We start from the raw sequence: 12,733 nt of genomic DNA on the forward strand, positions 1-12,733 counted from the left end.
TGAGCTCCAGGCTGTGTCTTCCCGGGGGACGACCCCCGGACCCCCGGCCGGTCCCTGTGCTGAGCGCGATCATGAGCGCAACTCCTTGCCCGTGAGCTCCAGAAAAACGTCTTCGAGGGTGTGCCGTTCGACAGAGATGCGGTCCGGCATCACCCCGTGCTGCGCACACCACGACGTCACCGTCGCCAGCAGCTGGGGGTCGACCTTGCCGACGACCCGGTACGAGCCCGGTGTCAGCTCCGCGGCCGTGCAGTCGGCGGGCAGTGCCTTGAGCAGGGAGCCCACGTCCAGGCCCGGGCGGCCGAGGAAGCGGAGCGTGTTCTCGGCGCCGCCGCGGCACAGCTCCTCCGGGGAGCCCTGGGCGATGACCCGGCCCGCGTCGATGATCGCGACATCGTCGGCGAGCTGCTCGGCCTCGTCCATGTAGTGGGTCGTGAGGATGACGGAGGCGCCGTCCGCGCGCAGGTCCCGGATCAGGTCCCAGGTCGCGCGGCGGGCCTGCGGGTCGAGCCCCGCGGTCGGCTCGTCCAGGAACACCAGCTCCGGACAGCCGACGACGGCCATGGCCAGCGCCAGCCGCTGCTGCTGACCCCCGGAGAGACGGCGGTACGTGGTTCGGCCGCAGCTGCCGAGGCCGAGCCGCTCGATGAGGGCGTCCACGTCCAGGGGGTGCGCGTGCAGCTTGGCGACATGGCGCAGCATCTCGTCCGCCCGCGCGCCCGAGTAGACACCGCCGGACTGGAGCATCACGCCGATCCGGGGCCGCAGCGCGCCGGACTGCCGCACCGGGTCGAGGCCCAGGACCCGCACCGAGCCGGAGTCCGGCTTGCGGTACCCCTCGCAGGTCTCGACGGTCGTCGTCTTGCCCGCGCCGTTGGGGCCGAGCACGGCGGTCACGCCCGCCTGGGCCACCAGGTCGAGGCCGTTCACCGCGGTCTTCGTGCCGTACCGCTTCACCAGGGCCTGGACTTGGACCACGGGCTCAGTTCGCATGGCTCCAGAGTCTAGGTACGCGGCCGGTAACCCGAACGGCCGGGTTCACATCTCCTGCGCGCGAGGCCGGTGCATCTCCAGCCATCGCCCCGCGTACGCCACCGCGTCGGCCACGGGGAACAGCCGTGCCTCGGCCGCGCCCACCTTTCCCCGTACGATGGGACGGTCCCTGTCGAAGTCGCGCCCCAGTTCGTCGAACCGGTCCGATGTGATCGACACCTCGGTCACCACTTCCCAGCCCGCGGGCCCCGGCCGGCCGACCTTCACGAGCGGCGAAGGTATCCGGTACTCCGCGAGATGGAAGCTGGTGCACGTCGCGTAACCGGCGCCGAGCAGCAGCACACGCGCGTGCAGCGCCTCCAGCCGGGCCAGCGGGCTGCGCTCGCCGAGCCGGCAGTCGAGGGCGTGGCCCTCGGTGATCTGCGCCGCGCGCGGGCCGACGGCGGCGAAGGACGTCTGCGGATGCGCGCCGCAGGGCACCCGGCCAGGTCCGTACGGTCTCCGGGATCACGCCCACCCCGAGCGCGGGCGTGACCAGGGGGTCGTAGGCGGGCATGGTCGCCCGGATCGTGTCCCACCACTCCTCGGGTACCGGCGGGTTGCTCCACACCGCCGGGTCCGAGAGGTCACCGGTCTGGGTGGGGACGACCAGGGTGCCGTCCGGACCGAGTGCGTCGAGCAGCCCCTGGACGACCGCGACGGCACCTCCGCAGACCCAGCCGAGGGAGCTGAGCGACGAGTGCACGAGGAGGGTTTCACCGGTTTGGACGCCCAGCTCGCGCAGTTGTGCCGCGAGGGTGTCCCGAGTGACAAGAGGGCCGGTCGGAGGGGGTGTCGACATGTTTCGGGAGTGTCCCGCAGGGAGCCTCGCGACGCCAGCGATTTGATCGATCAATGATCGTTTCCGCAGGTCAGATTAGGTATGCCTAAGTGACGCAGGGCACCCGGGAGCTGCCCGGGCGCGGCTTGCCTGCCCCTGAGGAATTACGCAACAATGGCGTTGTGAAAAACGTCGGCGAGGTTCGGGAGACCCCTATGGGAACCCCTCAGGAGGAGCTCGCGACCGGGGAGCGCTCCACGCGCAACCGGGTCGCGCGATCCATCCTGGACCACGGGCCGTCGACCGTCGCCGCGCTGGCCGGCCGGCTGGGACTCACCCAGGCCGCCGTGCGCAGGCATCTGGACGCGCTGGCCGCGGACGATGTCGTCCAGGCCCGGGAACAGCGGGTGTACGGCACGCGCACGCGTGGCCGTCCCGCCAAGGTGTTCGCGCTCACCGACTGCGGCCGCGACGCCTTCGACCAGTCGTACGACAAGCTCGCCGTGGACGCCCTGAAATGGATCGCCGAGCGCGAGGGCGGGAGCGAGGCGGTCGCCGCCTTCGCCCGCGCCCGGATCGCAGCCCAGGCGGGCGCGTACCGCAAGGCGGTCGAGGCGGCCACCCCGGACAAGCGCACCGAAGCCCTGGCCAAGGCCTTGAGCGCAGACGGGTACGCTGCAACGGCGCGCAGCGCACCCCTCCCTCAAAAAGGCGAGCAGCTCTGCCAGCACCACTGTCCGGTGGCCCATGTCGCGGAGCAGTTCCCCCAGCTGTGCGAGGCGGAGACGGAGATCTTCGCCGAGCTGCTCGGAACGCACGTCCAGCGACTGGCGACCATCGCGCACGGCGACGGCGTCTGCACGACGTACATCCCAAAGATTTCCCACACCACCGATAACGCATCTGCAAGCAAGGCCGGGAGGAACCCCGCATGACTCTCCCCATCGAGGAGACTGCCCACCCTGAGCTCGAGGGTCTGGGCAAGTACGAATACGGCTGGGCCGACTCCGACGAAGCCGGCGCCTCTGCGAAGCGTGGTCTGAGCGAGGACGTCGTCCGTGACATCTCCGCGAAGAAGAACGAGCCGGACTGGATGACCAAGCTCCGTCTCAAGGGTCTGCGGCTGTTCGACAAGAAGCCCATGCCGAACTGGGGCTCGGACCTCTCCGGTATCGACTTCGACAACATCAAGTACTTCGTGCGTTCCACGGAGAAGCAGGCGGAGTCCTGGGAGGACCTGCCCGAGGACATCAAGAACACGTACGACAAGCTCGGCATCCCCGAGGCGGAGAAGCAGCGCCTCGTCGCCGGTGTCGCGGCCCAGTACGAGTCCGAGGTCGTCTACCACCAGATCCGCGAGGACCTGGAGGAGCAGGGCGTCATCTTCCTGGACACCGACACGGCCCTGAAGGAGCACCCGGAGCTCTTCAAGGAGTACTTCGGCACCGTCATCCCGGTCGGCGACAACAAGTTCGCGTCGCTGAACACCGCCGTGTGGTCGGGCGGCTCCTTCATCTACGTGCCGAAGGGCGTGCACGTCGAGATCCCGCTCCAGGCCTACTTCCGTATCAACACGGAGAACATGGGCCAGTTCGAGCGGACGCTGATCATCGTCGACGAGGACGCCTACGTCCACTACGTCGAGGGCTGCACGGCGCCGATCTACAAGTCGGACTCCCTGCACTCCGCGGTGGTCGAGATCATCGTGAAGAAGGGCGCCCGCTGCCGCTACACGACCATCCAGAACTGGTCGAACAACGTCTACAACCTGGTCACCAAGCGCGCCGTCGCCTACGAGGGCGCGACCATGGAGTGGGTCGACGGCAACATCGGCTCCAAGGTGACGATGAAGTACCCGGCCGTCTACCTGATGGGCGAGCACGCCAAGGGCGAGACCCTGTCCATCGCCTTCGCGGGCGAGGGGCAGCACCAGGACGCCGGCTCCAAGATGGTCCACATGGCGCCGAACACCTCCTCCAACATCGTGTCGAAGTCCGTGGCACGTGGCGGCGGCCGTACCTCGTACCGCGGTCTGGTCGAGATCGGCGAGGGCGCCCACGGCTCGAAGTCCAACGTGCTGTGCGACGCACTGCTCGTCGACACCATCTCCCGCTCCGACACGTACCCCTACGTGGACGTCCGCGAGGACGACGTGTCCATGGGCCACGAGGCGACCGTCTCCAAGGTCTCCGAGGACCAGCTCTTCTACCTGATGAGCCGTGGTCTGAGCGAGTTCGAGGCGATGGCGATGATCGTGCGCGGCTTCGTCGAGCCGATCGCCAAGGAACTGCCCATGGAGTACGCGCTCGAGCTCAACCGGCTGATCGAGCTGCAGATGGAAGGCGCGGTCGGTTAAGACCGGTCTCCGGACAAGCAGCCAGCGAAACTGACGTAGGAAGAGAGCAGACCGACAGCCATGGCTGAGGCTCAGAACATCCCCGTGGGCTCCACCACCGCGGGCCAGATCGCGGTGGCCGCCGAGTCGACCGTCGCCACGCGCATGAGCGCGCCCCCGTCCTTCGACGTGGCGGACTTCCCGGTCCCGCACGGTCGCGAGGAGGAGTGGCGGTTCACCCCGCTGGAGCGCCTGCGCGGGCTGCACGACGGCACCGCCGTGGCGACCGGCGACGGCCTCCAGGTCACCGTCGGGGCCCCCGAGGGCGTCACCGTCGAGACCGTCGGCCGCGACGACGCGCGCCTCGGCAAGGCGGGCATGCCCGTGGACCGCGTCGCCGCCCAGGCGTACTCGGCGTTCGAGAAGGCCGGCGTGATCACCGTCCCCAAGGAGACGGTCCTCACCGAGCCGATCCGCATCGCCGTGCACGGCGAGGGCGGGGTCGCCTACGGTCACCAGATCGTGGAGCTCGGAGCCTTCGCCGAGGCCGTCGTCGTCATCGACCACACCGGTGACGCGGTGCTCGCCGCCAACGTCGACTACATCCTGGGCGACGGCGCCAAGCTCACCGTCGTCTCCGTCCAGGACTGGGACGACAAGGCCGTGCACGTGGGCCAGCACAACGCGCTGATCGGCCGGGACGCCACCTTCAAGTCGTTCGTGGTCACCTTCGGCGGCGACCTCGTACGCCTCCACCCGCGCGTCGCCTACGCCGGTACCGGCGGCGAGGCCGAGCTGTTCGGCCTCTACTTCACCGACGCCGGCCAGCACCAGGAGCACCGCCTCCTGGTCGACCACAACACCCCGCACTGCAAGTCGAACGTCGCCTACAAGGGCGCGCTCCAGGGCGAGGACGCGCACGCGGTGTGGATCGGCGACGTGCTGATCGAGGCCAAGGCCGAGGGCACGGACACGTACGAGATGAACCGCAACCTGGTGCTGACCGACGGCGCCCGCGTCGACTCCGTGCCGAACCTGGAGATCGAGACCGGCGAGATCGTCGGCGCCGGCCACGCCTCGGCCACCGGCCGTTTCGACGACGAGCAGCTCTTCTACCTGATGGCCCGCGGCATCCCGGCCGACGAGGCCCGTCGCCTGGTCGTGCGCGGCTTCTTCGCCGAGCTCGTCCAGCAGATCGGCGTCGACGACATCGAAGAGCGCCTCCTCGTGAAGATCGACGAGGAGCTGGAGGCCACGGTCTGATGGCTTTCGTACGCGCCTGCGGGCTGAGCGAGCTGGAGGAGGACACCCCGAAGCGGGTGGAACTCGACGGCACGCCGGTCTCGGTCGTGCAGACCGAGGGTGAGGTGTTCGCGATCCACGACATCTGTTCCCACGCGAACGTCTCGCTCTCCGAGGGCGAGGTGGAGGACTGCCAGATCGAGTGCTGGCTGCACGGCTCCAGCTTCGACCTCCGCACCGGCAAGCCGTCCGGCCTTCCCGCGACGCGCCCCGTCCCCGTATATCCCGTAAAGATCGAAGGGGACGACGTGCTCGTCTCCCTCACCCAGGAGTCCTGAGGCACCCATGGCAACGCTTGAAATCCGAGACCTGCACGTCACCGTCGAGGCCGACAACGCCACGAAGGAGATCCTCAAGGGCGTCGACCTCACCGTGAAGCAGGGCGAGACGCACGCCATCATGGGCCCCAACGGCTCGGGCAAGTCGACCCTCGCCTACTCCCTCGCGGGTCACCCGAAGTACACGATCACTTCCGGCACCGTCACCCTCGACGGCGAGGACGTCCTGGAGATGTCCGTCGACGAGCGCGCCCGCGCGGGCCTGTTCCTGGCGATGCAGTACCCGGTCGAGGTCCCGGGTGTGTCCGTGTCGAACTTCCTTCGCACCTCCGCCACCGCCATCCGCGGCGAGGCCCCCAAGCTGCGCACCTGGGTCAAGGAGGTCAAGGAGGCCATGGAGCGCCTCAACATGGACCCGTCCTTCGCCGAGCGCAACGTCAACGAGGGCTTCTCCGGCGGTGAGAAGAAGCGCCACGAGATCCTTCAGCTGGAGCTGCTCAAGCCGAAGGTCGCCATCCTCGACGAGACCGACTCCGGCCTGGACGTCGACGCCCTGCGCGTCGTCTCCGAGGGCGTGAACCGGGTCCGCGAGACCGGCGAGGTCGGCACCCTGCTGATCACGCACTACACGCGCATCCTGCGCTACATCAAGCCCGACCAGGTGCACGTGTTCGCGAACGGCCGTATCGCCGAGTCCGGCGGAGCGGAGCTCGCGGACCAGCTCGAGGCCGAGGGCTACGACAAGTACGTGAAGGGTGGCGCATCCGCGTGACACAGCTGCCGGGCCTCCTCGACACCGAGGCGCTCCGCAAGGACTTCCCGATCCTGGACCGCGTCGTCCACGGCGACAAGAAGCTCGTGTACCTGGACAACGCGGCGACCTCGCAGACGCCGCGCCAGGTGCTCGACGTGCTCTCCGAGTACTACGAGCAGCACAACGCCAACGTCCACCGTGGCGTGCACGTCCTCGCCGAGGAGGCCACGGCACTGTACGAGGGCGCGCGCGACAAGGTCGCGGAGTTCATCAACGCGCCCTCGCGTGACGAGGTGATCTTCACCAAGAACGCCTCCGAGTCGCTGAACCTCGTGGCCAACATGCTCGGCTGGGCCGACGAGCCCTACCGGGTGGACCACGAGACCGAGATCGTCATCACGGAGATGGAGCACCACTCCAACATCGTGCCGTGGCAGCTGCTCGCGCAGCGCACGGGCGCGAAGCTGAAGTGGTTCGGCCTCACCGACGACGGCCGTCTCGACCTGTCCAACATCGACGAGATCATCACGGAGAAGACGAAGATCGTCTCCTTCGTGCTGGTGTCGAACATCCTGGGCACGCTCAACCCGGTCGAGGCGATAGTGCGCCGCGCGCAGGAGGTCGGCGCGCTGGTGTGCATCGACGCCTCGCAGGCCGCTCCCCACATGCCGCTGGACGTGCAGTCGCTCCAGGCCGACTTCGTGGCCTTCACCGGCCACAAGATGTGCGGTCCGACCGGCATCGGCGTGCTCTGGGGCCGCCAGGAGCTGCTGGAGGACCTGCCCCCGTTCCTCGGCGGCGGCGAGATGATCGAGACCGTGTCGATGCATTCGTCGACGTACGCTCCCGCCCCGCACAAGTTCGAGGCGGGCACGCCCCCCATCTCCCAGGCGATCGGCCTCGGCGCGGCGATCGACTACCTCAACTCGATCGGCATGGACAAGATCCTCGCCCACGAGCACGCGCTCACCGAGTACGCGGTGAAGCGGTTCGCGGAGGTGCCGGACCTCAGGATCATCGGCCCGACCACGGCCGAGGACCGGGGCGCCGCGATCTCCTTCACGCTCGGCGACATCCACCCGCATGACGTGGGCCAGGTCCTCGACGAGCAGGGCATCGCGGTCCGGGTCGGCCACCACTGCGCGCGGCCGGTCTGCCTGCGCTACGGAATTCCTGCGACCACGCGAGCGTCGTTCTATCTGTACTCCACGCCGGCCGAGATCGACACTCTGGTGGACGGCCTGGAGCACGTCCGGAACTTCTTCGGCTGACGGGACGAGCGATCGCATGAAGCTGGATTCGATGTACCAGGAAGTCATCCTGGACCACTACAAGAACCCGCACGGGCGGGGCTTGCGGGATGGCGACGCCGAGGTGCACCACGTCAACCCGACGTGCGGCGATGAGATCACCCTGCGCGTGAAGTACGACGGCACGAAGATCGAGGACGTCTCGTACGAGGGCCAGGGCTGTTCCATCAGCCAGGCGAGCGCGTCCGTACTGAACGAACTCCTCGTCGGCAAGGACCTCTCCGACGCGCAGAAGATCCAGGAGACCTTCCTGGAGCTGATGCAGTCCAAGGGGAAGCTGGAGCCCGACGACGCGATGGAGGAGGTTCTGGAGGACGCGGTCGCGTTCGCCGGAGTCTCCAAGTACCCCGCCCGGGTCAAGTGCGCCCTCCTGAGCTGGATGGCGTGGAAGGACGCGACGGCCCAGGCGCTGGGCGACGCCGACGCCGAAAGGAAGACGGCATGAGTGACACCGTGGAGATGAAGCCGGCCTCGGAGGAAGAGGTCCGTGAGGCGCTGTACGACGTCGTCGACCCCGAGCTGGGTATCGACGTCGTCAATCTCGGCCTCATCTACGGCATCCACATCGACGACGCGAACATCGCGACGCTCGACATGACGCTGACCTCGGCGGCGTGTCCGCTGACGGACGTCATCGAGGACCAGGCCAAGTCCGCCACGGACGGCCTCGTCAACGAGCTGCGCATCAACTGGGTCTGGATGCCGCCGTGGGGGCCGGACAAGATCACCGACGATGGGCGGGAGCAGCTTCGGGCGCTCGGGTTCAACGTCTGAATCCAGGGTCCGGGACTCCAACTCACGGACAAAGCGGCGGCACCTTACGGGTGCCGCCGCTTTCCTGTGCTCGTACTCGGGGCCGGCTCAGGTCAGCCCGCCGACGATCCGGAACGACGAGTCCGCCAGGTACAGGGAGCTGTACTCGAAGCGCTCGAGACGGACGACGAAGTTCCTGTGGCGGAGGAAGTAGCCCGGGTAGTTGACCGACTCCAGCATGGTCGCGCCGGAGTGGGACGAGTCGCGGGGGCAGAAGGTGGCGTCCTGCTTGAACTGGGCGGAGCCGTCATGGCGTTCGGGGCGCAGGACGAAGTTGCGGTGGCGCAGGTATGCGCCGTCGTGCGTGGCGAAGGAGTAGCAGGAGCTGTCGGCCAGCCCCTTCACCTGCTTGAAGGTGGAATCCTCGCGGGATTCGGAGCCGCGGACCGGGTCCAGGGCCACGTACCCGCCGCTCACGTGCCAGTAATGGTCGGGGTAGTTGACCGAGCGGACGGATCGCCAGGTCGTGGCTGCCGGGGGCTTCGGGGCGGCCGAGGAACCGGCCTCGCGGGACGACGACTCGGTCGGCTTCGGCGCGGGCTTGGGTGTGCCGGCGTCCTGTTGGCGGGGTGCCCTGGTCGTAGCCTCGGCCGTCGACAGGCCGCTCTTGCCCTTCGGGGGAGTCTCCGAGGGTGAGGCGAAGGAGATCAGGCCGGGGACGGTCGTGTTGTCGTCGGCCGGTGCCGAGCGTGTCTGCTCGTCAGGTGCCCTCTCCATCACGACGATTGCCGTGGCGCACGCGACGATCGTCGCCACCGCCATCCCGCCGGCCAGCCACAGGCGGCGCGTCCCCGGCGCCCGGGAGGTGTCCGGAGCCCAGCCGTTCTCCCAAGGTTGGTCCTGAGACGGCCGGGACTTGTTCTCTGGCATGCGCTGTTCCCCCCAGCGGCGTCATGGGGCGACGACCGCGGCTGCGAAGGCCCGGTATGTGAACGGTGAAACACTAGTGGACCCAGTGACTCCCGAGCACCTGTTTGGAACGAGCCGTATCCAGATCGATTTCTGAGCCGGTTTCAGGAGTGAGCGGGCCGGGTTCCCTGCGTCAACAGTCGGGCACGTGATCACTGACGCTCACTCAATTGAGGCCAGGAAATGACCTGTTGGCGTCGTGGCCGGTATCCGACGGCGAGGGGCTCAGTCGAGGCCGTCGTGGCCCCGACTGCCGGGCCCGGGCCCGCAGCAGGGCATCATGGCCGGGCGGCACTGCACGAGCACACACCGCGCGCGAGCGCACACCGCACGAGCGCATACCGACAGGAGCCCCCGGATCATGGCCCACCGCGCCCCCCGTATCCTCCGCCGTGCGCTCGCGGCCGCAGCTCTGTGCGGTGCGCTCGCCGTGGCCGCGGGCGGATGTACGTCGTCCGACGGTGGGGACGCCGACGAGCCGGGCCGCTCCACCGCCCCGACGGCCCCCGGCACGGCCGGTACGGGCAAGGTGGTCCTGCCCGAGCCGGGGGTCGGCTTCGACTACCAGATCGGCGGGGCCTACCGGCCGCCCACCGGCGTACGCGCAATCTCCCGCGACCGCGCGGCGAAGTCGGCGCCGGGGGTCTACAACATCTGCTACGTCAACGCCTTCCAGGCCCAGCCGGACACCGAGGACTGGTGGGAGGACCGCCATCCCGACCTGCTCCTGCGCGACGCCGACGACTCGCTGGTCGTCGACCGGGACTGGGACGAGGCCGTCCTGGACATCTCGACAGCCGCCAAGCGCCAGCGGCTCGCCGACGTCGTGGGGGAGTGGATCGACGGCTGTGCCGCCGCCGGGTTCCAGGCGGTCGAGGCCGACAACCTCGACTCGCACGAACGGTCCGACGGTCTGCTGACCGCCGACGACAACGTGGCCTTCGGTAAGTTGATCGCCGCCCGGGCCCACGCCGCCGGGCTGGCGATCGGCCAGAAGAACGCCGCCGAACTGGCCGGACAGGGCCGCGGCATCGGCTTCGACTTCGCGGTGGCCGAGGAGTGCGGACAGTACGACGAGTGCGATGCCTACGCGGACGCGTACGACGACCGCGTCTTCGACATCGAGTACCGGCAGGACGGCCTCGCCGCCGCGTGTGCGGAGTGGGGCGACAAGCTGTCGGTGGTCCTGCGCGACCTGGACGTCGTCCCCGCGGGGGAGGAGGCGTACCGCCGCCGTACCTGCTGACCCGAGACCGCTCGCCCCGGACGGCGCCCGCCCAGTCGTGGGCTCAGCCGTGGGCTCAGTGACTCAGTCGAGGACCGCGGTGGCCTCGATCTCGACCAGGTGCTCGGGCACGTCCAGTGCCGCGACGCCCAGCAGCGTGGCCGGCGGTGCGGCGGTGACCCCCAGCTTGGTGGCCGCCCGGGTGATCCCCTCCATGAGCTGGGGCATCATGTCGGGGGTCCAGTCGACGACGTGGACGTTCAGCTTCGCGACGTCGTCGAAGGAGGCGCCGGCCGCGGCCAGGGCAGTGCCGACGTTGAGGTAGCACTGCTCGACCTGCGCGGCGAGGTCGTCCGCCCCGATCGCGCTGCCTTCCGCGTCCCACGCGACCTGCCCGGCGACGAAGACCAGCTTCGAGCCGCTCGCGATCGACACCTGGTGGTAGGCGCCGACCTCCACCAGTCCGCTCGGGTTCACCAGAGTGATGGCCATGTCGTCCGTCCGTTCCATCTCGTACTCACTTGTGGTTACTCAGGAACCGTAGGAGAGTGGCCGCTGACATGGAAGAACGCACTTTTCGGTGACTGGGGAACCTCATGGGAACCAAGCAGTCCAGCGGCTCACTGGACCAGGCGGACGTGACACGCGCGGACTCCCTGGCCCGGGAGATCTTCTCGGACATAGCCAACAAATGGGCTCTGCTGATCATCGAGGCCCTGGGGGAGCAGACCCTGCGCTTCAGCGTGTTGCGTGGCGAGGTCGACGGGATCAGCCACAAGATGCTCACCCAGAACCTGCGCATGCTGGAGCGCAACGGCCTGATCGAGCGCACCGTGCACCCCACGGTGCCGCCGCGCGTCGAGTACACGCTCACCGAGCCGGGCCAGGCCCTGCGGGTGACCATCGACGGCATGTGCGACTGGACCCACCGGTACCTCGGGGACATCGAGACGTCCCGGCAGCGCTTCGAGGCGCGGAAACCGTAGCTGTGCGGGGGCCGTTGTGTACGGCTGTACGCAATCGTCGCTATCGTTGTGTACGCTCGTACACATGGGATACCTGCTGCTCGCCGGAGCCATAGCGGCCGAGGTGGCCGCCACGACATCCATGAAGTACAGCGACGGTTTCAGCAGGCTCTGGCCGTCACTACTGACCGCCCTCGGATACCTCGTCTCCTTCGCGCTGCTCGCCCAGACCCTGAGGACCGTCTCCGTGGGCACGGCGTACGCGATCTGGGCGGGCGTCGGCACCGCGGCCATCGCCACCATCGGGATCCTGTTCATGGGGGAGGGGATGACGGTGGCCAAGGCCGCGGGTATCGCGCTGATCATCGCCGGCGTGGTGGTGCTGAACCTGGGAGGCGCGCACTGATGCCCCGGCGCTACGACCCCGAGCGGCGCCAGCGGATCATCGACGCGGCGATCCGGGTCGTCGGGGAGAAGGGCATCGCGGGGCTGAGCCACCGCACCGCCGCCGCCGAGGCGGATGTGCCGCTCGGCTCCACGACGTACCACTTCAAGACCCTCGACGATCTGCTGGTCGCGGCTCTTCGCCAGGCCAACGAGGGCTTCGCCAAGGTGATCGCCTCGCGTGGCGGCCTGGCGGACCCGGACACCGACCTGGCCGCCGAACTCGCGGGCTGGATGGGCGAGTGGCTCGCGGGGGACCGCACGGGCGTGGAGCTGGAGTACGAGCTCTACCTCGCCGCCCTGCGCCGCCCCGCCCTGCGCCCGGTGGCCGCCGAGTGGGCGCAGGACCTCGCCGACCGACTGTCCCGGTGCACGGACGCGGTCACCGCGCGGGCGCTGGTGGCGCTGATGGACGGGATCTGCCTGCAGGTGCTGCTGACTGAGGTGCCGTATGACGAGGGGTATGCGTGTGAGGTGCTGCGGCGGGTGATTCCCGGGCGGGTCGGGTGAGTGCCGACGGGGTGTGACCTCTGGCAGCGGTGCGATGCCCTGATGGGAGCGGGTTTCGCTCGCCGGGGTCGGGGT

Annotated in this window: 15 protein-coding genes and 1 pseudogene; 12 read left to right on the plus strand and 4 right to left on the minus strand. The window is 68.8% G+C overall.

The genetic code is table 11. The features are described 5' to 3' along the window. Positions 1–69: 69 nt before the first annotated feature. Complete coding sequence (locus OHO27_RS32570) at positions 70–993, minus strand: ABC transporter ATP-binding protein (RefSeq protein WP_328428534.1); 924 nt, start codon at positions 991–993, stop codon at positions 70–72. Positions 994–1,038: 45 nt separating this feature from the next. Further along, positions 1,039–1,834, minus strand: a pseudogene (locus OHO27_RS32575) (aminoglycoside N(3)-acetyltransferase). 161 nt (positions 1,835–1,995) lie between these two features. Here OHO27_RS32575 and OHO27_RS32580 point away from each other — a divergent pair. From OHO27_RS32580 to OHO27_RS32615, 8 genes are read left to right on the plus strand one after another with little or no spacing between them, the layout of a single operon-like run. After that, positions 1,996–2,748 (plus strand): helix-turn-helix transcriptional regulator, encoded by a 753-nt coding sequence (locus OHO27_RS32580; protein ID WP_328428535.1) that lies wholly within the window; start codon positions 1,996–1,998, stop codon positions 2,746–2,748. Next, positions 2,745–4,169 (plus strand): Fe-S cluster assembly protein SufB, encoded by a 1,425-nt coding sequence (gene sufB / locus OHO27_RS32585; RefSeq protein ID WP_328428536.1) that lies wholly within the window; start codon positions 2,745–2,747, stop codon positions 4,167–4,169. Before OHO27_RS32580 ends, sufB begins: the two co-directional genes overlap by 4 nt. 60 nt (positions 4,170–4,229) lie before the next feature. Next, positions 4,230–5,411: a Fe-S cluster assembly protein SufD gene (gene sufD, locus OHO27_RS32590; protein WP_328428537.1), complete on the plus strand. Its 1,182-nt coding sequence runs from the start codon at positions 4,230–4,232 to the stop codon at positions 5,409–5,411. Next, positions 5,411–5,728: a non-heme iron oxygenase ferredoxin subunit gene (locus tag OHO27_RS32595; protein ID WP_031057580.1), complete on the plus strand. Its 318-nt coding sequence runs from the start codon at positions 5,411–5,413 to the stop codon at positions 5,726–5,728. The genes sufD and OHO27_RS32595 overlap by 1 nt, the downstream gene beginning before the upstream one ends. 7 nt (positions 5,729–5,735) lie before the next feature. Then, a complete protein-coding gene (sufC, locus tag OHO27_RS32600; RefSeq protein ID WP_328428538.1) occupies positions 5,736–6,500 on the plus strand; it encodes a Fe-S cluster assembly ATPase SufC in 765 nt (254 codons plus the stop codon). Then, complete coding sequence (locus OHO27_RS32605; protein WP_328428539.1) at positions 6,497–7,753, plus strand: cysteine desulfurase; 1,257 nt, start codon at positions 6,497–6,499, stop codon at positions 7,751–7,753. The genes sufC and OHO27_RS32605 overlap by 4 nt, the downstream gene beginning before the upstream one ends. Before the next feature lie 16 nt (positions 7,754–7,769). After that, positions 7,770–8,237 carry a Fe-S cluster assembly sulfur transfer protein SufU gene (gene sufU, locus OHO27_RS32610; RefSeq protein WP_328428540.1) on the plus strand — a complete coding sequence of 156 codons (468 nt, stop codon included), beginning with the start codon at positions 7,770–7,772 and terminating at the stop codon, positions 8,235–8,237. Continuing rightward, entirely contained in the window at positions 8,234–8,566 is a 333-nt protein-coding gene (locus OHO27_RS32615; RefSeq protein ID WP_328428541.1) for a metal-sulfur cluster assembly factor, read from the plus strand. The genes sufU and OHO27_RS32615 overlap by 4 nt, the downstream gene beginning before the upstream one ends. A gap of 87 nt (positions 8,567–8,653) precedes the next feature. On the opposite strand, the gene OHO27_RS32620 is transcribed toward OHO27_RS32615, so the two are convergent. Continuing rightward, entirely contained in the window at positions 8,654–9,475 is an 822-nt protein-coding gene (locus tag OHO27_RS32620; protein WP_328428542.1) for an AbfB domain-containing protein, read from the minus strand. A 400-nt stretch (positions 9,476–9,875) separates the two neighbouring features. Here OHO27_RS32620 and OHO27_RS32625 point away from each other — a divergent pair, with 400 nt between their 5' ends. Then, positions 9,876–10,760, plus strand: coding sequence for an endo alpha-1,4 polygalactosaminidase (locus tag OHO27_RS32625; protein WP_328428543.1), 885 nt, complete (start codon positions 9,876–9,878; stop codon positions 10,758–10,760). A 63-nt stretch (positions 10,761–10,823) separates the two neighbouring features. Here OHO27_RS32625 and OHO27_RS32630 read toward each other — a convergent pair whose 3' ends face one another. Then, on the minus strand, positions 10,824–11,231 hold the full coding sequence (locus OHO27_RS32630) for a RidA family protein (protein WP_328430625.1): 408 nt from the start codon (positions 11,229–11,231) through the stop codon (positions 10,824–10,826). A gap of 104 nt (positions 11,232–11,335) precedes the next feature. Here OHO27_RS32630 and OHO27_RS32635 point away from each other — a divergent pair, with 104 nt between their 5' ends. From OHO27_RS32635 to OHO27_RS32645, 3 genes are all read left to right on the plus strand, one after another. Continuing rightward, on the plus strand, positions 11,336–11,725 hold the full coding sequence (locus OHO27_RS32635; RefSeq protein WP_328428544.1) for a winged helix-turn-helix transcriptional regulator: 390 nt from the start codon (positions 11,336–11,338) through the stop codon (positions 11,723–11,725). 64 nt (positions 11,726–11,789) lie between these two features. Next, positions 11,790–12,110: a DMT family transporter gene (locus OHO27_RS32640; RefSeq protein WP_328428545.1), complete on the plus strand. Its 321-nt coding sequence runs from the start codon at positions 11,790–11,792 to the stop codon at positions 12,108–12,110. Then, positions 12,110–12,658, plus strand: a complete 549-nt coding sequence (locus OHO27_RS32645) for a TetR/AcrR family transcriptional regulator (RefSeq protein ID WP_328428546.1) — start codon at positions 12,110–12,112, stop codon at positions 12,656–12,658. Before OHO27_RS32640 ends, OHO27_RS32645 begins: the two co-directional genes overlap by 1 nt. Positions 12,659–12,733: the final 75 nt, after the last annotated feature.

The sequence above is a fragment of the Streptomyces sp. NBC_00443 genome (assembly GCF_036014175.1).
Taxonomy (GTDB): domain Bacteria; phylum Actinomycetota; class Actinomycetes; order Streptomycetales; family Streptomycetaceae; genus Streptomyces.

Coding starts and splice junctions, on each gene's coding strand:
- OHO27_RS32640 (WP_328428545.1), top strand. CDS start 11,790: ATGGGATACCTGCTGCTCGCCGGAGCCATAGCGGCCGAGGTGGCCGCC.
- OHO27_RS32570 (WP_328428534.1), bottom strand. CDS start 993: ATGCGAACTGAGCCCGTGGTCCAAGTCCAGGCCCTGGTGAAGCGGTAC.
- sufB (WP_328428536.1), top strand. CDS start 2,745: ATGACTCTCCCCATCGAGGAGACTGCCCACCCTGAGCTCGAGGGTCTG.
- OHO27_RS32635 (WP_328428544.1), top strand. CDS start 11,336: ATGGGAACCAAGCAGTCCAGCGGCTCACTGGACCAGGCGGACGTGACA.
- sufD (WP_328428537.1), top strand. CDS start 4,230: ATGGCTGAGGCTCAGAACATCCCCGTGGGCTCCACCACCGCGGGCCAG.
- OHO27_RS32625 (WP_328428543.1), top strand. CDS start 9,876: ATGGCCCACCGCGCCCCCCGTATCCTCCGCCGTGCGCTCGCGGCCGCA.
- sufU (WP_328428540.1), top strand. CDS start 7,770: ATGAAGCTGGATTCGATGTACCAGGAAGTCATCCTGGACCACTACAAG.
- OHO27_RS32615 (WP_328428541.1), top strand. CDS start 8,234: ATGAGTGACACCGTGGAGATGAAGCCGGCCTCGGAGGAAGAGGTCCGT.
- OHO27_RS32595 (WP_031057580.1), top strand. CDS start 5,411: ATGGCTTTCGTACGCGCCTGCGGGCTGAGCGAGCTGGAGGAGGACACC.
- OHO27_RS32645 (WP_328428546.1), top strand. CDS start 12,110: ATGCCCCGGCGCTACGACCCCGAGCGGCGCCAGCGGATCATCGACGCG.
- sufC (WP_328428538.1), top strand. CDS start 5,736: ATGGCAACGCTTGAAATCCGAGACCTGCACGTCACCGTCGAGGCCGAC.
- OHO27_RS32620 (WP_328428542.1), bottom strand. CDS start 9,475: ATGCCAGAGAACAAGTCCCGGCCGTCTCAGGACCAACCTTGGGAGAAC.
- OHO27_RS32630 (WP_328430625.1), bottom strand. CDS start 11,231: ATGGCCATCACTCTGGTGAACCCGAGCGGACTGGTGGAGGTCGGCGCC.